Origin of the sequence: Pseudoalteromonas sp. MIP2626, assembly GCF_013414205.1 — a bacterium.
Taxonomy (GTDB): domain Bacteria; phylum Pseudomonadota; class Gammaproteobacteria; order Enterobacterales; family Alteromonadaceae; genus Pseudoalteromonas; species Pseudoalteromonas nigrifaciens.
The window spans coordinates 25,565-47,562 of sequence record NZ_JAATTW010000022.1; the positions used below are offsets into that span (position 1 = coordinate 25,565).

Here is a 21,998-nt window from a genome sequence, read left to right on the forward strand (position 1 = left end):
AACAACACCACAGCTTAAATAACGTACTGATTAATTATAAGCATGCTCTTGAATTTTAACTTTATGACCTCATTAATAGAGCATTCGTTATTCAACTATATTATTTAGTGAATTAACTGCTTAAAGTTAAATATTTTCTGAACTTTAATGCTTTTAAGATATCACATACATTGATGAAAGGTTGGAAAGTGATATAATTTCGTTTTGAATTAGTCTGATTATTTTAAGTATCTTTACCTGATTGATGGATGTATCAATTACTAAAGGGAAATGGCTTTGACTTTAATAATTCAAAATATGCATCCAATTTTAAAGATCAATTAAACAGTAGCTTTACTCTATACCTTTTAAGTAGGCTGTGCGGATCCTGCTGTTTTTCTCTAATTGTTTTTACTTGTTAACAATTAGATATAATCCTATACTCTTTTAGTAATCGGTTTATAAAACTATACCGGTTTTTTTTATAAATAAAACACACCAAAAGGTTAATTAAAAATGCAAACGCCAGTCATTCTGATAGTAGAGGATGAAGACGTAACTAGACTAAACCTCGTTAGTTTATTTGAAGCTGAAGGTTACAAAGTTATTGAAGCCATTGATGGCGATGACATGCATGATAAGCTTACAAATAATGACGACGTCAATCTTGTAGTTATGGATATCAATCTACCGGGTAAAAACGGGCTAATTTTAGCACGTGAGTTACGCCAAAAACGCAAAGTCGGTCTTATTTTCTTAACAGGCCGTGACAATGATGTAGATCGTATTTTAGGCCTAGAAATTGGTGCTGATGACTATATTACTAAACCGTTTAATCCTCGCGAATTAACTATTCGTGCGCGTAATTTAATTACTCGTACTGCCCTAGGTGGTGAAGAGTCTGCACTTGAAACAAATGGTGTAATTACGTTTAACGGTTGGGAACTTGACGAAAACAGTCGCTGTCTTACTTCTCCAGGTGGAGACGCAAAACGTCTACCTAAAGGCGAATACAGAGCACTGCGTTTAATGCTTGACTCTCCAGGTCGTATTTTTAGCCGTGAGCAATTAATTAAACACATGACTGGCCGTGAGCTACGTGCAAACGATAGAACAGTTGATGTTACAATTCGTCGTATTCGTAAGCACTTTGAAAGCGACAACTCAACAACTGAGTTGATCAGCACCATTCATGGTGAAGGTTATCGCTTCATTGGTAAAATCGACAGCTAATTAGTTACTCTAATTGCTGTAAGAATAAATGAAGGGCATGTTGTCCTTCATTTATTTTGTCTGCTAAAACATCTAACCACTGCTTTAATACCTCGTCAGATTCATTCAGCGCACCATACTCCATTACTTTTGCATGTAATTGCACATCATTTAAGCCTACAGATCCCGCAGCACCTTTAAGCTTATGTGCAACTGATTTATATTCTTCTCTGTCGCCTGAGTTTAACGAGGTAAGTAACTCTTGCTGATACTGGGGATTGAGTTTTTCAAATAACTGACTACTGCGTTTAAACACCACCAAACCCATTGAGTTTACAAAGTCTTCTATAGTTTCAACATCAAGTAAATGTGCATTAATGTCAGCAAGCGCTGCTGCACTTACTTTTAATTGTGGCTCATTACTTCTTGTTTGTTTTATACCAAATAAATCAGCTAATATTTTATCTAGTTTTACCGTATTGATAGGCTTAGCGAGCGCTCCTTGGATTAAAATCCCCTCTAGCTCTTGCTCTGCACTGCGCACATTTGCGGTAAGCGCTACAATAGGTAATTTATCAAAATGGCTATCGGCTCTTATTTGCCTTGCTACTTCATCACCGTTTATATCGGGTAACTGCATATCAAGTAAGATCAAATCTAAATCGTCTTCAGTTTCTACAAAAGACAATGCATCTTCGCCGGTCTCAGCCCAAATAACTTCATGACCACGCTGTTCAAGTAAGTTAGTCGCAATTTCGGCATTTAACGGCACATCTTCTACTAACAGTATATTTAAGCTGCGTCCTACATAACTATTCTCAGTGGGTGCGCTACATAAAATTAACGGTATTTCTACTATAAAGCAGCTCCCCTCGCCTTCGGTACTATTAACCGAAATAATCCCCTGCATTGCATCAACTAAGGCTTTGGTTACTGCTAAGCCAATGCCAGAACCAATAGCATTGGTGCCTTTAAGATCTGGCGCTTTATAATACATATCAAAAATACGAGAGAGCTGTTCGGCTGGTATGCCTTCTCCGGTGTCTGATATTTTCATGGTAAGCCAAGGGCCATCATCTCGATTTTCACGAATACAGGTGAGGGTTACACTGCCCTTATGAGTAAATTTAACCGCATTATTTATTAAGTTCCAAACAACTTGGCGAAGTCGGGTTGGATCTAGTTGCGCATAAATATCTAGCATGCCTAAGCGTTTAATATCAAAAGAAAGATCTTTTTGTTCAGCAATTAGGCCTGCAAAGTTAACCACATCATTAATAAAGTCAGATACGTTTATAGCATTAGTTGCAATATCTAACTGCTCTCTGTCTATTTTGTCTAAATCTATAATGTCGTTAAATATATTACCTAGTGTTTCGGCACTCGAAAACACCGTATTACACCAACTACGCTGCTGTTTATTAAGCTCTGTATCTAGCAACATACGTGTTAAACCAACAATGCCATTAAGTGGTGTACGCAACTCATGGCTCAAAGTGGCAATAAACTTACCTTTATCTTTGTAGGCTGTTTCAAGTGCTTCTGCAGCCTCTTTACGACTCGTAATATCACGGCCAAATGCAAGTAAACCTATGTACTCACCTTTATCGTTAATAAATGGCAATTTACGTAATTCAAACCAACGCGTTTCGCCGCCCACATCGTATTGAACATCTATAGTTAATGCTTGATGAGTTTGCTCTACCTGTTTATCGGTTTTTAAAACTTCAGATAAAAATTGATTAGGAAATATTTGTTCAGCACTCTTACCGATTAATTCGTCACTGGTTTTACCCATTACTTCTTCAAACATTTTATTACAGCCAGCAAACACACCGTTGTTGTCGCGGTAATAAAATAAATCGGGGGAGGAGTCTACTATTGAGCGCTGTAGCATACTTTGCTGGGCAAGCTCTTGTTGTGTTTTTTTACGCTCAGCAATTTCTTTTCTTAGCTCTTCTATTGCCCGGTGCTTGGCATGGAACGCCATTTTACGCTCATCAATTTCTACATTTAAGCGATTTATATTATCTTTTAATGTTTGATTGAGTAGCTGTTCTTGTTTTGTCGCACTGTCTAAATATGCATAGGAGGCATCTAGTTGCCTGATTGAATTTATTAGCACGCTTATAACCAGAGGCGATACCACAGAGGTAAAAAATACCACTGCCAATATATCAACAAGATTAACTTCTCCAACGGCAACATAATAAAACATACTTGATAAAACAAGCGAAACTGCCAATAACAAAGCATAGCAAATGGCTGCAGTTTTAAACTCACCAAACCGAGTTATTAAACTAGAAAGAACTCGAGCCCAAGGGCTCAAAGAAGAATCGGTCATATATCAGTGTTTCTCTTAGCTTAATTACAAAAAGGTTTAAATTGCATGTTATGGTTAATTTTAGCATTTTCTATCAGCTATTTTCATGTTGTGCGATAAAAACTCTAATATTTATTGTTTGAATCATTAGCTGGCTACAACTCATCATTCCAGCAATAAATTATTTAGTGTAAAATGCGGCGCTTTATTATTGCTAATAACGAGTAACACACCATGCAAACTAATATGCCCGATATAGCTAACACGGCTCCCGCCTTACAAACTGGTACATTAGACTGGGTGGGAATGGGTGAAATTGAACTGCCATTTATTTTTGAGTCGCATGGCATAACGCCAGTTACTGTTAATGCTAAAGCCCGCGCTTTTGTAAACTTACACAAAGAAGATGCAAAAGGCATTCATATGTCGCGCTTATTTTTAGCGCTCGACACGCTCTCTACTGAGCAGCAAGTTAATCCTCAAACATTAGCTCAAGCGCTCGATTTTTTTATTAGTAGCCACGAAGGCTTAAGTGATAAAGCACTTATAGAATTTAAGTTTGAATTACCACTGCGCCGTAAATCGTTATTAAGCGGCAAGGCTGGCTGGAAAAGCTACCCCGTTATATTAACCAGCACAATTGAACAAGGTGTTATTAATTACGAGCTAAGTGTTGATGTAACCTATTCATCAACTTGCCCATGTTCAGCGGCACTTGCGCGTCAGCTGATACAAAATGCATTTGCCGAAAAATTCAGTCAAGAAACCCTCAGTCAAAAAGAAGCACTAGAATGGCTAGGTACTACGCAAGGTATTGTAGCCACCCCACACTCGCAGCGCTCAATTGCTAATGTAAAAGTAAAGCTCGACAGTAATATTACTCAATTTGACGTAGTTAATTTAATTAACACGATTGAAGATGAATTAAAAACGCCAGTACAAGCGGCAGTGAAACGTGAAGATGAACAAGAGTTTGCCCGCCTAAATGGTCAAAATTTAATGTTTTGTGAAGATGCTGCTCGTAAAATTAAAGCGCTACTAGAAACACAACAATACTGTGATTACTGGTTACAAATAAATCATTACGAATCGCTGCATGCGCACGACGCAATCGCTATTGCAGTTAAAGGCGTTGCTGGCGGTTATAGAGCTTAAGTTCTTATTTTGCAGTATTCAATATCCATACGGAAACATACTACTTAACCAACTAATTTAGGCACGTTAATTGCTTTACTTAAGCAGTGTCAATTTGTTGTTATGGAGTTACCGTATGGAATTCGCTTTATTATCAATTTTAGTATTAGTTGTTGGGGCCTCTGTTGTTGCGTCAAAGTTTAACGATGATGGCGGAAACCCTTATCCTTTTACCCGCAAGCAAAATGTATTTACTCAAGTAGAAAGTGCTTTTTTAAATTTATTAGAACGCGCAGTGGGCGATCAGTATAAAATTGTTAGTCGTGTAAAACTAATCGACGTGATTGATTGCAAACAAGGTTTATCGGCAAAGTCTAAGCGTGCAGCAATGGCTAAAGCTAAAAATAAACAGCTTGATTTTGTGCTAGTCGATAAAGAAAAAATGACCATAGTGGCAGCCGTAGACTTAGTAAACAATGCCAATAAAGATGGCCATAAAGCACAACGCGACTGGTTTGTTAATGGCGCATTAGAGGCCGCTGGCATCCCGCATATTCGTATGAAAGTAAAATCAGGCTATCGCCCAAGTGAAGTACGCGACGCTATTATGTTTAAACTTGGTAAACCTGCGGCTACGCAAACAGCTCGCCCTATTCGTACCCGAGTTCAAAAACCAGCGGTACTATCACCTTCTCAAGCTAAAGCGCACTCTACAGCACTAGCCGAAATTTAACGTAAATAACATAATAAAAAGCGAGCAAAGTAAAACTGCTCGCTTTTTTGTTTTTTAGCGCTAACTTCACGTATAATCAGCGCATTCAAACTCAGGAACTTAACACTATGAATGTTGGTATTATTGGCGCAATGGAGCCAGAAGTTAAAATTTTGCGCGAAGCAATGCAAAATCCACAAACTTTAACTAAAGCTGGTTTTACTTTTTATACCGGTGAATTAGCAGGTAACACAGTAACATTGGTTCAATCTGGTATTGGTAAAGTAGCATCAACTATTGCAACTACATTACTTATTGACAACTTCGCCCCTGATTGCGTAATTAACACCGGCTCTGCCGGCGGCTTTGATCCGTCATTAAATGTGGGCGATGTAGTTATTTCGTCAGAAGTTCGTCATCATGATGTTGATGTAACTGCCTTTGGTTACGAAATAGGTCAAGTACCACAAATGCCAGCAGGTTTTGCAGCACACCCTAAATTAGTGGCTGCTGCAGAGCAAACTATTGCGCAAATTAGTGACGTAAAAACCTTAGTTGGTTTAATTTGTACCGGCGACATATTTATGTGTGACCCAATACGCATTGAAAAAGCCCGTAGCGACTTTCCTACAATGCTTGCAGTAGAAATGGAAGGGGCATCAATTGCGCAAACCTGTCATACACTTAATACACCGTTTGTGGTTATTCGCTCGATGTCAGATATTGCCGGCAAAGAGTCGCCGCATTCGTTTGAAGAATACCTAGAAACAGCATCAATCAATTCATCTAAAATGGTAGTGGCGTTACTTGAAAAGCTAACGGCAGTTTCACTGTAAATGCTCAGCAATATGGTTCAAAATCACTTGGACTTTATTGTGTTTATAATGGCGCTCCTTGCTGAGCGCTTTTTACCACTTGTTAGTTGGTATCATCCTAACACTGCTTTAACGGCTATTTTTAGCGCTATTGGTAAGCGTATTTATAAAGTAGCAGAACCCAATAGCTATCAATATTTAGCCGCAACCCTTGCCAGTACACTTATTTTAAGTGTGGTACTTATTATTATTGTATTACTACTGGAATTTGCATTTTACCCTGAATTACTCGCCGGACTTATTTTATATTTATGCCTTGAGAGTAAAGCTATTGATAAAAAAGCACTACGCATTGCTAAGCTTACCAAACAAAACCAAAAATCTGCCGCCCGTGAGCTATTAAAGCCATTAGTAGCCCGAGACGTTACTAAACTCTCTGGTGCAGGCATAATTAAAGCCTTAATAGAGAGCCTAATATTACGTACTGCAAGATATTACTTTGTGGTGATATTTGTTTTTTTAGTACTTGGCCCTATTGCAGCGCTTGCCTATCGATTACTTACTTTAATTGAGCAGGCATGGCGCAGTAACATTAAACCCAACAGCCCTTTTTTAAAGCCGCTTAAAATTACCTTGTTTATTATTGAATTTATTCCTATGCGCTTATTGGCACTGACTATTGCAGCCAGTAAAGCGAGCAAGCTAAGCATGCATTATATAAAGCATTATGGCAGGCACTTTTATCAAACTAATACTGGGTGGCTTTTAAGCACTTGCTCTGCATCATTAGGCGTACAACTAGGCGGGCCTGCAGTGTATTTTGGCGAACGTTTTAACAAAATGCGTATTGGTACCGAACGCCTCCCTATTGCTGAGGACGTGCCGGTTACTATTAATAGACTAAATCAAGCGCGGGTATTTTGGTTACTGGTCGTTGTTTGCATAGAGATACTTAAAAACATTTAGCTAAGGGCGAGTTACACACCTATTATTAAAAATACAAAAAATATAAGCACAAAAAAACCAGCCGTGGCTGGTTTTTAGCGTTTTACCGTTTAGCTTTACGCTACAGTAATATTTGCAAACTTACGCTTACCTACTTGGTAAATAGCCGTACTGCCTTTTGCTATTTCAAGTTTAGTGTCTGTAATTTTATCTTCGCCGTTGAGCTTAACTGCACCTTGCTTAATCATGCGCATTGCTTCTGATGTACTAGCAACTAAGTTAGCTTCTTTAAGCAAGTTAGCAATTAAAATGCTGTCTTGCTCAATGGTTACTGTTAGTTCAGGTATTTCATCCGGCAGAGCTTTTTTCTGAAAGCGCTGAATAAAGTCATCATGAGCTGCTTGTGCATCGGCTTCACTATGAAAGCGCGCAATAAGCTCTTTTGCTAACTCAATTTTAATATCACGAGGATTTGTACCTTGCTCTACACGCTCTTTTTGCGCGTTAATACCAGCAATCGACAGCCCGCTTAATAAGTCGTAGTAACGCCACATTAGCACATCACTAATCGACATTATTTTACCAAACATATCGTTAGGCGCATCGGTAATACCTATATAGTTACCCAACGATTTAGACATTTTTTGCACCCCATCGGTGCCCTCTAATAACGGCGTCATTATTACTGTTTGTGGTTTTTGGCCTTCGTCTTTTTGTAGCTCACGACCCATTAGCAGGTTAAAGCGCTGATCAGTACCACCGAGCTCTACATCAGCCTCAAGTGCAACCGAATCCCAACCTTGTACTAACGGATATAAAAACTCATGAATAGCAATAGACTGGCCACTAGCGTAACGCTTTTTAAAATCATCACGCTCTAACATACGCGCAACGGTTTGGCGTGCTGCAAGTTTGATCATTCCAGCTGCGCCTAAATTTTCCATCCAGGTAGAATTAAATGCGACCGTGGTTTTTGCCGGATCAAGAATTTTAAATACTTGCTCTTTATAAGTCTCAGCATTAGCAAGCACGTCTTCGCGAGTAAGCGGCTTACGCGTTACGTTTTTACCTGTTGGGTCGCCAATCATACCGGTAAAGTCACCAATTAAAAATACAACCTCATGACCTAAGTCCTGAAAGGTTTTCATTTTATTAATAAGTACCGTGTGACCTAAGTGTAAATCAGGCGCGGTTGGATCAAAGCCCGCTTTAATTTTTAGTTTTTTTCCAGATTTTAATTTTTCAACTAACTCATCTTCAATTAATATCTCTTCTGTACCGCGTTTTATCTCTGCAAGAGCGGTTTGTAAATCCACTGTGTGTTACTCCAAAAAATTCTGTTAACGAAGGGGTTAATTATTAATATGCTCGCGGCTTATTACTAGATAAGTAGCACTTTTAGAGTCAATAAACCTATGTAACTAAGATAGCAAATTATTACCTAATTAAAACAACTTTTTAAACGATAGCGTCACTAAATAAGGCAAAGCGGCATAAGTTGCATAAACGAGTAAAGATAACTGTTTGCAACACTTTAAAAACAGCACAAACAGCTGCAGCTTTGGTTTTTAAATTACTAACTTTGATGAAGTATCATTGTTTTATTATTTTGCTCAAAAATACCGCGGTTTAGCCCTAGTTCTAGATTAATAAAACACCTAGATCATAAGCTACTTTAATACTAAGATGCCTATAAGCCCTGTGATTTTAGCTTAATTTAGCATTAGTTTAAATCTACAAAATACTAGTATTCGTACATTATTCGTTATATCCTGCAAGATAATCTATTAATTTTCTTGACAGCAGAAAAAGGCACGTTATGGTTCACGTGGTTCACACGCTCCCCAAAAAACACAAATTGCTTATTTTAGGCTTAGTTTCTGCTATTGCTGGCTTAGCTTTTCTCCCTTCTGAAAAAGCCACTGCATCCAAAGACAATAGTGAAAACACGCTAGAAATTGGCAAGCGTTATGAGTTACAAGTTAAAGTTGATGACAACGAAAAATTAACTGCGTTAAACTCAGAGCAAGCAGCAGACAAGCTGCCAGAATACGACTTTGTTGATCACCAAGTAAAAAATGGAGATAACTTAGCTATTATTTTTAAACGTGCTGGCTTTTCAGCTCAAACGTTACATAAATTAATTAACACTAACGCAGAAACTCGCAAACTTACTAAAATTCACCCGGGTGAAACACTGAGTTTTGCCACCGCAAAAGATGGCGATTTAGCACAGCTGCGTTACGTTATTTCAAAAACAGACACTTTATTTGTTACCTTAAACGATGAAGGGCAATACGACACTTCAATCGATAGTAAAGAAATAGAAACGCTAACTAAAACAGTAGGCGGCGAAATTTCTAGTAGCTTTTGGACTTCAGCAATAGCTGCAGGTTTAAGCGAGCGCCAAATAATGAACTTTGCCGATATATTTGGTTGGGATGTAGATTTTGCTAACGATATTCGCAAAGGCGATGGGTTTGGTTTAATTTATGAATCTCACTATGTAGATGGTGAGTTTATTGGAACTGGTAAAATTATTGCTGCGGAATTTGTTAACCAAGGCCAGCGCTATGCTGCAATTCGCCACACTGACGGTAGTTTTTATACCCCTGAAGGGCGCAGCATGAAAAAAGCATTTTTACGTGCACCGGTTAGCTTTAAATATATAAGCTCAAGCTTTAACCCGCGACGTTTGCACCCAGTAACGGGGCAAGTTAGAGCGCATCGCGGTATAGACTTTGCAGCGCGCACTGGCACGCCGGTAGTTGCCTCAGGTAACGGTAAAGTTATTAAATCGGGTTACAGTAAATATAATGGTAACTATGTATTTATTAGCCATGGCACACAGTACGTAACTAAGTACTTGCACCTTAATAAACGCCTAGTAAAAACAGGGCAAAAAATTAAGCAAGGTGAGCAACTCGGTACTGTTGGCTCTACTGGTCGTGTGACCGGTGCACACTTACACTATGAATTTTTAGTTAATGGTGTTCATCGTAATCCTAAAACCGTTAAATTGCCTAAGTCAGAGCCGCTGCCACGTGCAGAGCTTGCCAAGTTTAAGCCTATTGCTGATAACTTTATTGCCCAGTTAGAGCGCAACCGCGAACTACAGTTAGCACTTAAGTAATATTAAATCATTATTAAAAAAGCCTTTGCTAGGTAACTTGCAAAGGCTTTTTTGTACCTATAATTTTTTGCCTATGAATAATAGACTGACACACTAATTCATTAATACATAAATTAGCTGTACCACTAACGATACCATTACCAGTGGCCATATATACTTACTGTATTTTTTAGCGCCATCTAAGCCTATTTTACTTTGATACTTTTCTAATAACGGAATTAATATTAACAATGCGACAAACAAGCTAATTAAAATAACGAATATATTCATAGTAATACCTTAAGTGGGGGTCTAAATTAGGGTAACTCGTGCCCTTTGGCGCTGACATATAATGCATACCAATGCTCTCGGGTTAATTCTATATTTACAGCGCTGCACGATGCAGCCAGTCGCTTAGCATTAGTTGTGCCTATTACCGGTTGAATTAACGCCGGATGGCGCAGTAACCAAGCCAATACAATAGCCTCGGCAGACGTGCTATAAAGTGCTGCTAACTTAGCCACTAATATAGCGGTATTAATATCTGCTGGTGATGCATTTTGCAGCTGTTTTCCTGAATATAATCCTTGGCATAAGCTACCCCAGCTTTGAATTTGTATTTCCTGCTCGGTGCAATATTCTATAAAGCCGGGAGTAAAGTTAATGTCTTTGCCATCGCGGTTACCGACATATACCCCCTCATCAACCCAGGCTGATTGCTTTAAGCTTGCTTCAATTTGGTTGGCAACTATGGGCATATCAAGGGCTGTTTGTAAAAACTGTATTTGTTGCTGCGACATATTAGACACCGCAAAATGACGTACTTTGCCACTTTCTTTTAAGCGACTAAATACCTGAGCTACTTCTTCAACTTGTATCAAAGGGTCGGGTCTGTGCAGCATAAGTACATCTAAATAATCAGTATTTAACCGCTTAAGAGAGCCCTCTACTGATTGCTCAATCCATTGCTTTGATAAGTCGTAGCGCTTTGGCCCTTGCTCATCGGCAAAACGAATTCCGCACTTTGACTGGATATAAATTTGCTCTCTCAGCTTTGGGCGCTGCTTAAGGACTTGGCCAAACACCTGCTCAGCTTTGCCAAATGTATAAATATCGGCGTGATCAAAAAGATTAATGCCACCGGCTATTGCTGTATCTATACAAACATGTGCCTGCTGGGTATGAGTATTAGTTAAGGGGTCTTTATTCCAGCCTCCCCCAAGTCCCATACAACCAAATATGAGCTTGCTAACATTAGGTAAATATTTTGCCAAAGGAGTGTCATGCATGCCGGCTATCCTTAATTAATTACAAGTAGCTTACTGTAACAAAAACAGTCGATAAAAACCTATCCCTATAAATTAAGTATAAAAAAAGCGCAGTAAACTGCGCTAATCGGTTGGATTTTAAAATTGATGTTAGCCAACAAGTGCTAATAAAATACCTGCTGCAACTGCACTGCCTAGTACTCCGGCAACATTTGGCCCCATTGCATGCATAAGTAAAAAGTTATGTGGATTGCTCTCAAGGCCTACTTTATTTACTACGCGCGCCGCCATGGGTACAGCCGATACTCCCGCAGCACCAATTAATGGATTAATCGGCGTTTTAGATATTTTATTTAACCCTTTAGCCATAAATACGCCCGAGGCTGTACCTATAGCAAAAGCCAGTGCGCCAAGCACTAAAATACCAATCGTCTCAACAGTTAAAAACTTATCTGCAGCAAGCTTTGAGCCTACAGCTAAACCTAAAAATATAGTTGTAACATTGATGATTTCGTTTTGAGCACTGTTACTTAATCTATCAACAACACCCGACTCTCGCATTAAGTTACCTAAACAAAACATACCAACCAGAGGTATCGCCGCAGGTAAAAACATTGCTGTTAAGCTAAGTACCATTAACGGAAAAATAATTTTCTCTTTTTTAGATACTTTACGCAGCTCTGGCATTTTTATTTGGCGCTCTTCAACCGTGGTTAATGCGCGCATAATTGGCGGCTGAATAATTGGCACTAATGCCATATACGAATAAGCAGCTACCGCAATCGCACCTAACAAGTCGGGTGCCAGTTTAGAGGCTAAAAATATAGCGGTTGGGCCATCAGCTCCACCAATTATCGCAATAGCCGACGCATCTTGCAGGCTAAATTCAAAACCAGGTACATAGTTAAGTAAAATAGCGCCAAACAGTGTAGCAAAAATACCAAACTGTGCAGCTGCACCTAATAGCAACATACGAGGGTTAGCAATTAGCGCACTAAAATCAGTTAACGCGCCTACTCCCATAAATATTAATAGTGGAAAAATACCGGTATCAATACCTACATAATACACATAATGCAGTAAGCCGCCGGGGTCGGATAAACCAGCCACCGGAATATTAGTTAATATTGCACCAAAGCCGATAGGTAGTAATAATAGGGGCTCAAATTTTTTGGCTATTGCCAAAAACAATAATAAACAGCCTACCGCAATCATAATCAACGCTGGAAATGTAAAGTTAGCAATGCCTGTGGCATGCCAGAGGTTTAAAATACCATCCATCCTCTATTTACTCCTAAGCTAATGCAATCATAGCGTCGCCGGTAGTTACAGCATCGCCTTCACCAACTAACACTTCAGCAATTGTCCCGGTGTGCGTAGCGCGTATTTCAGTTTCCATTTTCATGGCTTCCATAATAATCACTACATCACCTTCATTCACAACTTGCCCTGCTTTTACCTTTATCTTAAAAATATTACCGGCTAAAGGGGCGTTAAGTGTTTCGCCTGATGCAACCGAAGCAGACTGAGGAATATGTTCTGAGTCTTTTAATGTAACTTCTTTAAGCTCGCCGCCTTGAGCTACAACAACGTCGTAAACCTTACCGTCTACTTTTACGCTGTATTGCTCAGCTTTAACGCTGTTGTTATTTGAAGCTGATTTAGAGGGAGCTTTATTACTTTTATCTTCAACACAAGGAACTGGCTCAAATGCATCTGGGTTGTTACGGTTTTTAATAAACTTCAAACCAACCTGTGGGAATAATGCATACGTTAGTACGTCATCAATTTGCTCATCAGCAAGAGTTAAACCTTGCTCTTGTACTTCTTTTAATAATTCAGCCTCAAGCGTTGCAAGCTCAGGTGCAATATTATCTGCAGGACGACAAGTAATTACCTCTGCTCCATCAAGCACACGCTCTTGTAGCTCTTTATTCATAGGTGCTGGTGTTAGGCCATATTCACCTTTTAATACGCCAGCTGTTTCTTTAGTAATTGTTTTATAGCGCTCACCCGTTAGTACATTAAGTACCGCTTGAGTGCCTACAATTTGCGACGTTGGTGTAACAAGCGGTAAAAAGCCAAGATCTTCACGTACACGTGGGATCTCAAGTAAAACTTCATTAAGCTTATCTGCTGCGCCTTGCTCTTTAAGCTGGTTTTCCATGTTAGTTAACATGCCACCAGGTACTTGCGCGAGTAAAATACGGCCATCAACCCCTTTTAAGCTACCTTCAAATGCCGCGTATTTTTTACGTACATCTCTAAAGTAAGCAGCAATTTCTTCAAGGTGATTTAAATCAAGCTCAGTATCACGCTCAGTCCCTTCAACTATCGATACAATAGTTTCAGTTGCGGTGTGTCCGTAAGTCATACTCATAGATGAAATTGCGGTATCAAGCATATCAATGCCTGCATCAATCGCTTTTTGATAAGTCGCAGTACTTAAACCTGTTGTGGCGTGGCACTGCATTGCAATTGGAATAGATACAGTTTCTTTTAGTGCTTTAATTAGTTTTTCAGCATCGTACGGCTTTAATAAACCCGCCATATCTTTAATACAAATTGAATGACAGCCTAAATCTTCCAACTGCTTAGCTAGCGTTAACCACATATCAAGCGTATGAACAGGGCTTACTGTATAAGAAATAGTCCCTTGGGCATGTGCGCCTACTTTTATAGCCGCTTTAATTGCCGTTTCAAGATTACGTACATCGTTCATTGCATCAAATATACGAAATACATCAACGCCATTTTTATGGGCACGCTCTACAAATTTTTCTACTACATCGTCAGCATAATGGCGGTAACCTAATAAATTTTGACCGCGTAATAGCATTTGCTGTTTAGTATTTGGCATCGCTTTTTTTAGTGCGCGAATACGCTCCCAAGGATCTTCACCTAAATAACGAATACACGAATCAAACGTAGCTCCACCCCACGACTCAATAGACCAATAACCTGCATCATCAAGCTTTTTTGCAATCGGTAGCATATCGTCAAGGCGCATACGAGTTGCTAACAATGATTGATGCGCATCACGTAGTACCAGTTCTGTTAATTTTAATTTAGCCATTTAAGTGCTCCTTTAATTATTGTTTGTTTTGTACTGAGCAATGGCAGCACTAATTGCGGCGATGTGCTCATTAGGCACACCTTGTGATTTAAAAGACGGTGTTCTGGCAGGCATTGCAAGCTCAGGCTCTGCAAAGCGAGATACCAGCTTAGACATAACCGTAACGCAGGTAATTAATAATGACAGAAACACAAACACCCCCACCATACCGGTTAGCATTAAGTTGCTTGCTGTTGTAAGTAAAGCAGCGATATCCATTTTCCTCTCCTATAAAACTTATACCGAAATCAAAATAAAAAATCATTTTACGTAAATAATTATTCACCGAATAATAACAAAAAACAGTGTTTTGTCTATAGCCTGTAAATTGGTAAAACCAATTTAAACAAAACTAACATGCTATTAATTAACTTAACACTACAAAAAGGACTAGATACGCGCTATTACATAGATAATAAAAATAGTGAATATAAATAAAAGTTATATAGGCGACCTAAAAACCGTTAATAATGCACTTAAAGTAAAGCGTTAACAGTTCTATTAGCATAAAGTAATTTCACCACTGGTAATTGGTCTTACCAAATATATTTGTTAATTATTCAACCATTTAAATAGCCGCTGTTATTAAGCCCGCTATGCTCGCAAGTCTCGAACTGCAATTTAATAGCTCTTAAACTCAATTCTAAAAATCAATATGCGCTAACTTCTCTTATAAAAAACTAACATCCATAATCACTTGTATCAGTATGAATAAATTACATAGCAAAGCGTAAAACTTACCATTGAGTGCACGCTGAAATAACACAAACAAAAACAAACTATTGATTTAAAAGTAAAAAAACATTGGCACGTAACTCGCATCATATCCATTGAGCAAATTTGATAAACCAAGGAGAATACAATGTTACGCTGGACAATCACTTTTTTAGTAATTGCTTTAATTGCTGCAGTGTTAGGTTTTGGTGGTATAGCAGGCGCCGCAGCGGGTATTGCAAAAATTATATTTTTTATATTTTTAATACTTTTAGTTATATCTTTAGTATCGGGTGCCCTACGTGGCAAAAAGCCCTAGGTAACAAACTAAAGTTTTAAACTAATTAAAAATCATTTAAATCAAAATTTACAAGGAATTACATTATGAATTCGACAACTTTAAGAGCAGCACTAATTGGCCTATTCGCAAGTTTATTTATTATGGGCTGTGAAGATAACCACGCAGAAGATGCTGGTGAACGTATTGACGAAGCAGTAACTGACGTGCAAAACAAAGTTGAAGATGCATGTGAAGAAGTAAAAGAAGGTGTAAATGCAGAAGAAACTAACTGTTAATTCTTCTAATTTATTAAAAAAACGGCTCTAAAATGAGCCGTTTTTTTATGCGTGTAATAAAATAACACCTAAACTTAAGATTGGATCTGATAAATAATAAACGCCAATATCTTTATCTATTATGCAGTTATTTATTATATAACTGCGCATTTACTGGTTAGCTTGTTAAAATGCATATAATTATGTTTTAAGAACTCCTATATGACACTTACAACAACCTATACGCTTGATAAGCCTTATTTTTATGAGTGCTTTGACGAATCAGTTGCACATAGCAAGCGCGCGCAACCAAAATATTTTTTATTGGTACTATTAATAGCACTTGGATTATTTGGGATTTATGGTTTAGACGATCATTACCTAGGATCTTTTCTGATCATGGTTGCGGTGCTCGAATGTATTGCCTTTTATTATCGCCGACCTTGGTGGGTTACTAGACAAATGCTAAGTAAAGCCTCGGGATCTGAGGTCACCCTTACTCTTGACGAAGAAGGGATTAAATCGAGTAACTTTTATAAAAACACCCAACTTCTGTGGTCAGATATTAACGAAGTTATAACCACAGAGCGCGGCATACTATTAAAAAACAAAAAAGGTATGCAGTATATATCCAAGCACATATTAACTGCCGAAACACTTAATTTTATACACAAAAAAGCCACTCAGTGAGTGGCTTTTGGCAATAACTCAGTATGTAACTAAGTTATGTACATTGCTGATTAAGCATTGCCAGGTTCAGGGTTAGACTTTTCAGCTTGAATACGCATGTAAATCTCTTCACGATGCACTGAAACGTCTTTTGGTGCGTTAACACCGATTCGAACTTGATTCCCTTTAACACCTAGAACAGTAACGGTTACTTCGTCACCGATCATTAGGGTTTCACCTACTCTACGAGTTAGTATTAGCATTCTTTTGCTCCCTTGTTCCAATAAAATTATAAGATTCCGCTAGAACATTTTAATGAAAATTAGACTGAAAAGTAAGTAAAACCTATCAATCTATTCATTTTCTGTTAAAAATATCTTATGTAATGCACGAACAGCCAACTCTAGGTATTTTTCATCTATTAAAACCGATATTTTAATTTCTGATGTAGACACTAAAATAACATTAATATTTTCTGCAGCTAATGCATCAAAAAATAAACTAGCAACACCCGAATGTGACTTCATACCCATACCAACAGCAGATACTTTAGCTACTGTTGTTAACCCAAAAATATTTTGTGCTGTTAACTGAGCTTGCTGCTCTGTTAAAACGTCTAATGCATGTAAATAATCATTTGTATGTACAGTAAAAGCATAGTCTACTTTGTCAACATTATGATTAACTTGATTAATCATATCTATTTCGATGCCGTTATCTGCAAAAAGTTTCAAAATCTTTGCAAGATATTGTGTACCACTCAGTACACCCTCTACATTTATCAAACATTCATCACGATTAAACGCAATACCCGAAACGACATTGCCAGGCATATCGCTCTCCTCAAAACTAATCAATGTACCAGCATCAGGGTAAAAACTTGATAGCACCCTAAGTGGCACATTGTGTTTTCCTGCTGCTTCAACTGAACGAATATGCAATACTTTGGCCCCTAAACTCGCTAACTCTAGCATTTCAGCAAAGGTGACTTGGCTCATTCGTCGTGCATTAGGTTCAACACGAGGATCTGTAGTATATACGCCGTTAACGTCGGTATAGATCTGACATTCGTCAGCTTTTATTGCTCCGGCAATTTCAACCGCCGAAGTATCGGTACCGCCACGCCCTAATGTAGTTACATTTCCTTCAATGTCACGGCCCTGAAAACCCGCAATAATTGCAATACGGTTATGCTCAAGCTCATGTTTTAAACGCGTTGCTGCTACATCTGTAATACGGGCTTTACCAAACATATTATCGGTTAAAATATTAACCTGATCGGCTAATAAACTCACAGCAGAATGACCGCGTTTAATAATAGCCATAGCTAATAATGCCACCGAAACCTGCTCGCCGGTGCTAAGTAATACGTCAAGTTCACGGCTACTTGGCCGAGTATCTATTTGTTTGGCGAGATTAATTAAGCGGTTGGTTTCTCCCGACATAGCCGAGAGCACTACAACCACTTGATGGCCTTGTTGTTTAGTTTTAACAACAAGGTCGGCAACCGCCTCAACTCGCTCTATTGAACCAACCGAAGTGCCACCGAATTTTTGAACAATAAGTGCCACTTAAGCTTGTGTTTTCTCAGTAAACCAAGCTGTTACACTGTCTAATGCTGCAGTTAGGTTTTCTGGCTCAGAGCCACCTGCTTGTGCCATATCTGGGCGGCCACCACCTTTACCGCCTACTTGGCTGGCCATATGGTTAACTAGCTCACCGGCTTTAACTCTACCGGTTAAATCTTTAGTTACACCAGCAATTAAGCTCACTTTATCATCGCTTGCAACACCTAGTGCAATAACACCCGAGCCTATTTTGTTTTTAAGGTCGTCAACCATACCACGTAGCGCTTTTGACTCAGTGCCCTTAACGTTGGCTATTAATAGCTTAATACCGTTTATTTCTACTACTGAATCAAGTAATGATGCACCCGCAGCACTTGCTAGCTTATCGTTAAGTTGTGCAATTTGTTTTTCTAGCTGTTTTGACTTATCAAGCAACGCTGTTACTTTTTCAAGTACTGACGCGCTGTCGGCTTTAACAACAGAAGCTACATCGTTTAGCTTTTGCTCTTGCTCACTCACGTAGGCAATCGCGTCAGCGCCGGTTACCGCTTCAATACGACGAACACCCGCAGCAATACCGCTTTCAGATACTATTTTGAATAAACCAATATCACCTGCGCGCTCCACATGTGTACCACCACAAAGTTCAATAGAGTAATCTCCAATAGTAACTACACGTACTTCGTCATCGTATTTTTCGCCAAATAACGCCATTGCACCTTTTGCTTTAGCGTCATCTATTGCCATAAGCTCGGTACTTAACGCAAAGTTACAACGAATTTCATCGTTTACTACACGTTCAATTTCGCGTAATTCTTCTTTGGTAACAGCTTCAAAATGTGAAAAGTCAAAACGCAAACGCTCTGCTTGAACTAGCGAGCCTTTTTGACCTACATGTTCGCCTAATAATTGGCGCAGTGTTTCGTGCAATATATGCGTAGCAGTATGGTTTTTCTTGATGCGTTCGCGGCGTGCGTCATCAATTGTTGCTTCTACTTTATCGTTAAGACCAATACGGCCTTGTACTATACCGTGGTGTGCAAATGCATTACCTAATTTAGTCGTGTTAGTTACTGTAAACTCGCCACCAGCAACGCTAATTACACCTGTATCACCAACTTGGCCGCCCGACTCTGCATAAAATGGCGTACGGTCTAGTATTACAATGCCTTTTTGGCCATCTTCTAGTAATGAAACCGACTCACTGCCAGTAAACACTTCAACCACAGTCGCACTATGGCTAGTGGTGGTGTAGCCTTTGTAAGTTGTTTGTTTGTCTGACTTTAGTTGATCGTTATAATCGGCACCAAATTTACCGGCCTGCTGCGCTGTTTTACGCTGCACCGCCATGCACTCTTCAAAGCCTTTATTATCAATCGTCATTTGACGCTCACGCGCCACATCTGCAGTTAAATCCGCAGGAAAGCCATAAGTATCGTAAAGTTTAAATACTAAGTCGCCAGGAATTACATCACCTTTAAGGTCGCTTAAGCTTTCTTCTAAAATAGCTAAACCACGCTCTAGCGTTTTACCAAACTGCTCTTCTTCAATGCGTAATACTTTTTCAATAATTTCTTGCTGCTTTGCAAGCTCTGGGTACGCTTGGCCCATTTGCTCAATAAGTGCAGCTACTAATTTATAGAAAAAGGCACCTTGTGCACCTAACTTATTACCATGGCGAACAGCACGGCGAATAATACGACGTAGTACATAACCACGGCCTTCGTTAGATGGCATAACCCCGTCAGAGATTAAAAATGCACACGAACGAATATGATCCGCCACTACGCGTAGTGATTTATCGTCCATGTCTTGTGCGTTAGTAACACTTGCAGCAGCGGCAATTAAGCCTTTAAATAAGTCAATTTCATAGTTTGAATGAACGCCTTGTAAAATAGCAGCAATACGCTCAAGCCCCATACCTGTATCAACCGATTGCTTAGGTAGTGGCAGCATAGTTCCGTCGTTTTGACGGTTGTACTGCATAAATACTAGGTTCCAAATTTCGATAAAGCGATCGCCATCTTCCTCAGGTGATCCAGGAGGACCGCCCCAAATATGCTCGCCATGGTCGTAAAATATTTCAGAACACGGGCCACACGGACCGGTATCACCCATTGACCAAAAGTTATCTGCAGTGGCAATTCTAATAATGCGATCTGCAGGTAAGCCTATATCGTTAGACCAGTAGTTAAACGCTTCTTCATCGTCATGGTAAATAGTAACTAACAGTTTTTCTTTAGGTAGCTTTACTTCCTCTGTTAAAAACTGCCACGCAAATTTAATCGCGTCTTGCTTGAAGTAATCACCAAAACTAAAGTTACCTAACATTTCAAAAAATGTATGGTGACGCGCAGTATAACCAACGTTTTCTAAATCGTTATGTTTACCGCCAGCACGTACACAGCGCTGCGAGCTAGTCGCACGCGTATAAGGGCGGCTTTCTGCGCCTAAAAATACATCTTTAAATTGCACCATACCGGCATTGTTAAATAACAAAGTGGCATCGTTACCCGGTATAAGCGAGCTTGAAGGAACAACTTGATGTTGTTTGCTGGCAAAAAAGTCTAAAAACTGTTGTCTAATTTGTGCGGTAGTCATGTGCTGCATGTGAAGGTCTCACCCGTATTTACTGTGCTTGCATTGCAAAATCGATTTCATCGTAGCTAAAGCCTCTATACATTAGGTAGCGCACGCGCTTGGCCTTGTCTTTGTATTCGAGGTCTGCCGGTGTATTTGAATATTTTTTATTGTACGCATCCTGCGCCAGCTCAAACCAATCTACTTCAAGCTCTTCAATTACTTTTTCAAGTAATGAACGGTCAATCCCTTTGCCCATAGCTTCGCTTTGAATGCGCCTTAAGCCATGGCATTTAAATATGTGTTTTCTAACAAAGCCTTCACAGTAACGTTGCTCGTTTACAAAATTGTGCTTTTCGCACCAATCAAGCAAGGTTTCGATAAACTCATCTGTGGCTTCTTTTTTTTGTAATTTGAACGTTAATTCTCGGCGTGAATATTCTTGCCTTGATAACAACCAAAGTACATAGTTTTTTAATTTCTGCTTTAACTTATCATCCATTAAGCGTCAAAACGCCCACTAGACTCACTACTTAATGGCGTAATATTGCTATCGTCACTTGGTGGTACAACCGGCATAAAAATAGCTTGATAAGATACAAAAAAGCTAATGTAGCAAATAGGCATTAAAACCAACAAGGGTAAGAACGATAAAAACATCGAAAGCACAATAAACAACCCGCAAATAATAGCATAAACGCTTAGCGGTAAAATATTATAATAAAACACCATAAAGGAGTTTTTAAGAGCGCTAAAAATGCGCTGTTCTTTATTAAAGTAAACTAATGGAACCGCGTAAGCGAATGCAGTTAAATAAACCGACAACGCTAATAAAAATAGCACCACGCTTGCCATAGAAATACTCTCTAACATTTGGCTAATTGCTATATTAGGATCTAAATCTGGCTGCGCCATAACCGCAATTGCATCGGCAAATAAACCGTTTGCTAATAATGCCATTAAAATACCCGCACCCATTTGGTACAAAGCCAAACGCAGTAAACCTAAACGATTACCTTTAGTGGTAATGGGTTTGAGAATATCAGCGAGCATAATTTTACCGCCTTGCTGCTTAGTAAGCACAGCCTGATAAAATCCTGCGGTTAAAAATGGCGTAGCTAAAGCCGCTATCACTTGTAATAGCGGTAAAAATAACGACAACAGGCCAACAATACCAATAAATAAATGCATAAAAATAAAAGTAAGCGGCTGGGTTTTAAAAATAAGCCAGCCCGCTTTAAACCACTTTAGGGCAGCATCGGCCTTAAAAACTCGTAATTGTGTAGACATAGTTACT

21 protein-coding genes are annotated in these 21,998 nt (G+C 39.0%); 9 read left to right on the top strand and 12 right to left on the bottom strand.

The genetic code is table 11. The features are described from left to right. Positions 1 to 495 precede the first annotated feature (495 nt). The gene (gene arcA, locus HC000_RS10755; protein ID WP_011327252.1) at positions 496 to 1,212 is read left to right on the top strand and encodes a two-component system response regulator ArcA; all 717 of its coding nucleotides are present in this window, start codon (positions 496 to 498) and stop codon (positions 1,210 to 1,212) included. A gap of 4 nt (positions 1,213 to 1,216) precedes the next feature. On the opposite strand, the gene arcB is transcribed toward arcA, so the two are convergent. Further along, positions 1,217 to 3,535 (bottom strand): aerobic respiration two-component sensor histidine kinase ArcB, encoded by a 2,319-nt coding sequence (arcB, locus tag HC000_RS10760; RefSeq protein WP_179807627.1) that lies wholly within the window; start codon positions 3,533 to 3,535, stop codon positions 1,217 to 1,219. Between the two features lie 213 nt (positions 3,536 to 3,748). Between arcB and folE2 the strand changes: the two genes are divergently transcribed. The 4 genes from folE2 to HC000_RS10780 all read left to right on the top strand — a co-directional run bounded on the left by folE2 (position 3,749) and on the right by HC000_RS10780 (position 7,141). Then, positions 3,749 to 4,669 carry a GTP cyclohydrolase FolE2 gene (gene folE2 / locus HC000_RS10765; RefSeq protein WP_179807628.1) on the top strand — a complete coding sequence of 307 codons (921 nt, stop codon included), beginning with the start codon at positions 3,749 to 3,751 and terminating at the stop codon, positions 4,667 to 4,669. 115 nt (positions 4,670 to 4,784) lie between these two features. Continuing rightward, positions 4,785 to 5,381, top strand: a complete 597-nt coding sequence (locus HC000_RS10770) for a DUF2726 domain-containing protein (RefSeq protein WP_011327249.1) — start codon at positions 4,785 to 4,787, stop codon at positions 5,379 to 5,381. Positions 5,382 to 5,488: 107 nt separating this feature from the next. Continuing rightward, on the top strand, positions 5,489 to 6,196 hold the full coding sequence (gene mtnN / locus HC000_RS10775) for a 5'-methylthioadenosine/S-adenosylhomocysteine nucleosidase (RefSeq protein ID WP_179807629.1): 708 nt from the start codon (positions 5,489 to 5,491) through the stop codon (positions 6,194 to 6,196). Further along, the gene (locus HC000_RS10780; protein WP_179807630.1) at positions 6,197 to 7,141 is read left to right on the top strand and encodes a cobalamin biosynthesis protein; all 945 of its coding nucleotides are present in this window, start codon (positions 6,197 to 6,199) and stop codon (positions 7,139 to 7,141) included. Positions 7,142 to 7,236: 95 nt separating this feature from the next. Here the strand turns inward: HC000_RS10780 and tyrS are convergent, their stop codons facing one another. Beyond that, the gene (gene tyrS, locus HC000_RS10785) at positions 7,237 to 8,436 is read right to left on the bottom strand and encodes a tyrosine--tRNA ligase (RefSeq protein ID WP_011327246.1); all 1,200 of its coding nucleotides are present in this window, start codon (positions 8,434 to 8,436) and stop codon (positions 7,237 to 7,239) included. A gap of 503 nt (positions 8,437 to 8,939) precedes the next feature. Between tyrS and HC000_RS10790 the strand changes: the two genes are divergently transcribed. Further along, positions 8,940 to 10,253, top strand: coding sequence for a peptidoglycan DD-metalloendopeptidase family protein (locus HC000_RS10790; RefSeq protein WP_011327245.1), 1,314 nt, complete (start codon positions 8,940 to 8,942; stop codon positions 10,251 to 10,253). Between the two features lie 93 nt (positions 10,254 to 10,346). Here the strand turns inward: HC000_RS10790 and HC000_RS10795 are convergent, their stop codons facing one another. From HC000_RS10795 to HC000_RS10815, 5 genes are all read right to left on the bottom strand, one after another. Next, on the bottom strand, positions 10,347 to 10,523 hold the full coding sequence (locus HC000_RS10795; protein WP_011327244.1) for a hypothetical protein: 177 nt from the start codon (positions 10,521 to 10,523) through the stop codon (positions 10,347 to 10,349). 26 nt (positions 10,524 to 10,549) lie between these two features. Next, positions 10,550 to 11,521 carry an aldo/keto reductase gene (locus tag HC000_RS10800; protein WP_179807631.1) on the bottom strand — a complete coding sequence of 324 codons (972 nt, stop codon included), beginning with the start codon at positions 11,519 to 11,521 and terminating at the stop codon, positions 10,550 to 10,552. Between the two features lie 129 nt (positions 11,522 to 11,650). Then, positions 11,651 to 12,781 (bottom strand): sodium ion-translocating decarboxylase subunit beta, encoded by a 1,131-nt coding sequence (locus tag HC000_RS10805; RefSeq protein ID WP_011327242.1) that lies wholly within the window; start codon positions 12,779 to 12,781, stop codon positions 11,651 to 11,653. Positions 12,782 to 12,794: 13 nt separating this feature from the next. Further along, positions 12,795 to 14,576, bottom strand: coding sequence for a sodium-extruding oxaloacetate decarboxylase subunit alpha (oadA, locus tag HC000_RS10810; protein ID WP_011327241.1), 1,782 nt, complete (start codon positions 14,574 to 14,576; stop codon positions 12,795 to 12,797). Between the two features lie 12 nt (positions 14,577 to 14,588). Beyond that, a complete protein-coding gene (locus HC000_RS10815; protein WP_011327240.1) occupies positions 14,589 to 14,834 on the bottom strand; it encodes an OadG family transporter subunit in 246 nt (81 codons plus the stop codon). A gap of 643 nt (positions 14,835 to 15,477) precedes the next feature. Here HC000_RS10815 and HC000_RS10820 point away from each other — a divergent pair. From HC000_RS10820 to HC000_RS10830, 3 genes are all read left to right on the top strand, one after another. Then, positions 15,478 to 15,648 carry a DUF1328 family protein gene (locus tag HC000_RS10820; RefSeq protein ID WP_011327239.1) on the top strand — a complete coding sequence of 57 codons (171 nt, stop codon included), beginning with the start codon at positions 15,478 to 15,480 and terminating at the stop codon, positions 15,646 to 15,648. A gap of 65 nt (positions 15,649 to 15,713) precedes the next feature. Beyond that, positions 15,714 to 15,905, top strand: coding sequence for a hypothetical protein (locus HC000_RS10825; protein WP_011327238.1), 192 nt, complete (start codon positions 15,714 to 15,716; stop codon positions 15,903 to 15,905). A gap of 201 nt (positions 15,906 to 16,106) precedes the next feature. After that, positions 16,107 to 16,574: a YcxB family protein gene (locus HC000_RS10830; protein WP_179807632.1), complete on the top strand. Its 468-nt coding sequence runs from the start codon at positions 16,107 to 16,109 to the stop codon at positions 16,572 to 16,574. Positions 16,575 to 16,624: 50 nt separating this feature from the next. On the opposite strand, the gene csrA is transcribed toward HC000_RS10830, so the two are convergent. The 5 genes from csrA to HC000_RS10855 form a co-directional block, all read right to left on the bottom strand. Next, positions 16,625 to 16,816, bottom strand: coding sequence for a carbon storage regulator CsrA (gene csrA, locus HC000_RS10835; protein WP_011327236.1), 192 nt, complete (start codon positions 16,814 to 16,816; stop codon positions 16,625 to 16,627). 90 nt (positions 16,817 to 16,906) lie between these two features. Further along, entirely contained in the window at positions 16,907 to 18,124 is a 1,218-nt protein-coding gene (locus HC000_RS10840; RefSeq protein WP_179807633.1) for an aspartate kinase, read from the bottom strand. Beyond that, complete coding sequence (gene alaS, locus HC000_RS10845) at positions 18,125 to 20,731, bottom strand: alanine--tRNA ligase (RefSeq protein WP_179807634.1); 2,607 nt, start codon at positions 20,729 to 20,731, stop codon at positions 18,125 to 18,127. It abuts the gene before it with no gap. Between the two features lie 19 nt (positions 20,732 to 20,750). After that, positions 20,751 to 21,203 carry a regulatory protein RecX gene (locus tag HC000_RS10850; protein WP_011327233.1) on the bottom strand — a complete coding sequence of 151 codons (453 nt, stop codon included), beginning with the start codon at positions 21,201 to 21,203 and terminating at the stop codon, positions 20,751 to 20,753. After that, entirely contained in the window at positions 21,203 to 21,991 is a 789-nt protein-coding gene (locus HC000_RS10855) for a BPSS1780 family membrane protein (RefSeq protein ID WP_179807635.1), read from the bottom strand. The genes HC000_RS10850 and HC000_RS10855 overlap by 1 nt, the downstream gene beginning before the upstream one ends. Between the last annotated feature and the right edge of the window lie 7 nt (positions 21,992 to 21,998).

Excerpts from the sequence above, each read along its gene's own strand:
- HC000_RS10855 (WP_179807635.1), bottom strand. The coding sequence starts at position 21,991 with ATGTCTACACAATTACGAGTTTTTAAGGCCGATGCTGCCCTAAAGTGG.
- HC000_RS10780 (WP_179807630.1), top strand. The coding sequence starts at position 6,197 with ATGCTCAGCAATATGGTTCAAAATCACTTGGACTTTATTGTGTTTATA.
- HC000_RS10790 (WP_011327245.1), top strand. The coding sequence starts at position 8,940 with ATGGTTCACGTGGTTCACACGCTCCCCAAAAAACACAAATTGCTTATT.
- alaS (WP_179807634.1), bottom strand. The coding sequence starts at position 20,731 with ATGCAGCACATGACTACCGCACAAATTAGACAACAGTTTTTAGACTTT.
- arcA (WP_011327252.1), top strand. The coding sequence starts at position 496 with ATGCAAACGCCAGTCATTCTGATAGTAGAGGATGAAGACGTAACTAGA.
- HC000_RS10795 (WP_011327244.1), bottom strand. The coding sequence starts at position 10,523 with ATGAATATATTCGTTATTTTAATTAGCTTGTTTGTCGCATTGTTAATA.
- HC000_RS10770 (WP_011327249.1), top strand. The coding sequence starts at position 4,785 with ATGGAATTCGCTTTATTATCAATTTTAGTATTAGTTGTTGGGGCCTCT.
- HC000_RS10815 (WP_011327240.1), bottom strand. The coding sequence starts at position 14,834 with ATGGATATCGCTGCTTTACTTACAACAGCAAGCAACTTAATGCTAACC.
- folE2 (WP_179807628.1), top strand. The coding sequence starts at position 3,749 with ATGCAAACTAATATGCCCGATATAGCTAACACGGCTCCCGCCTTACAA.
- csrA (WP_011327236.1), bottom strand. The coding sequence starts at position 16,816 with ATGCTAATACTAACTCGTAGAGTAGGTGAAACCCTAATGATCGGTGAC.
- HC000_RS10830 (WP_179807632.1), top strand. The coding sequence starts at position 16,107 with ATGACACTTACAACAACCTATACGCTTGATAAGCCTTATTTTTATGAG.
- HC000_RS10805 (WP_011327242.1), bottom strand. The coding sequence starts at position 12,781 with ATGGATGGTATTTTAAACCTCTGGCATGCCACAGGCATTGCTAACTTT.
- oadA (WP_011327241.1), bottom strand. The coding sequence starts at position 14,576 with ATGGCTAAATTAAAATTAACAGAACTGGTACTACGTGATGCGCATCAA.
- HC000_RS10850 (WP_011327233.1), bottom strand. The coding sequence starts at position 21,203 with ATGGATGATAAGTTAAAGCAGAAATTAAAAAACTATGTACTTTGGTTG.
- HC000_RS10800 (WP_179807631.1), bottom strand. The coding sequence starts at position 11,521 with ATGCATGACACTCCTTTGGCAAAATATTTACCTAATGTTAGCAAGCTC.
- mtnN (WP_179807629.1), top strand. The coding sequence starts at position 5,489 with ATGAATGTTGGTATTATTGGCGCAATGGAGCCAGAAGTTAAAATTTTG.
- arcB (WP_179807627.1), bottom strand. The coding sequence starts at position 3,535 with ATGACCGATTCTTCTTTGAGCCCTTGGGCTCGAGTTCTTTCTAGTTTA.
- HC000_RS10825 (WP_011327238.1), top strand. The coding sequence starts at position 15,714 with ATGAATTCGACAACTTTAAGAGCAGCACTAATTGGCCTATTCGCAAGT.
- HC000_RS10820 (WP_011327239.1), top strand. The coding sequence starts at position 15,478 with ATGTTACGCTGGACAATCACTTTTTTAGTAATTGCTTTAATTGCTGCA.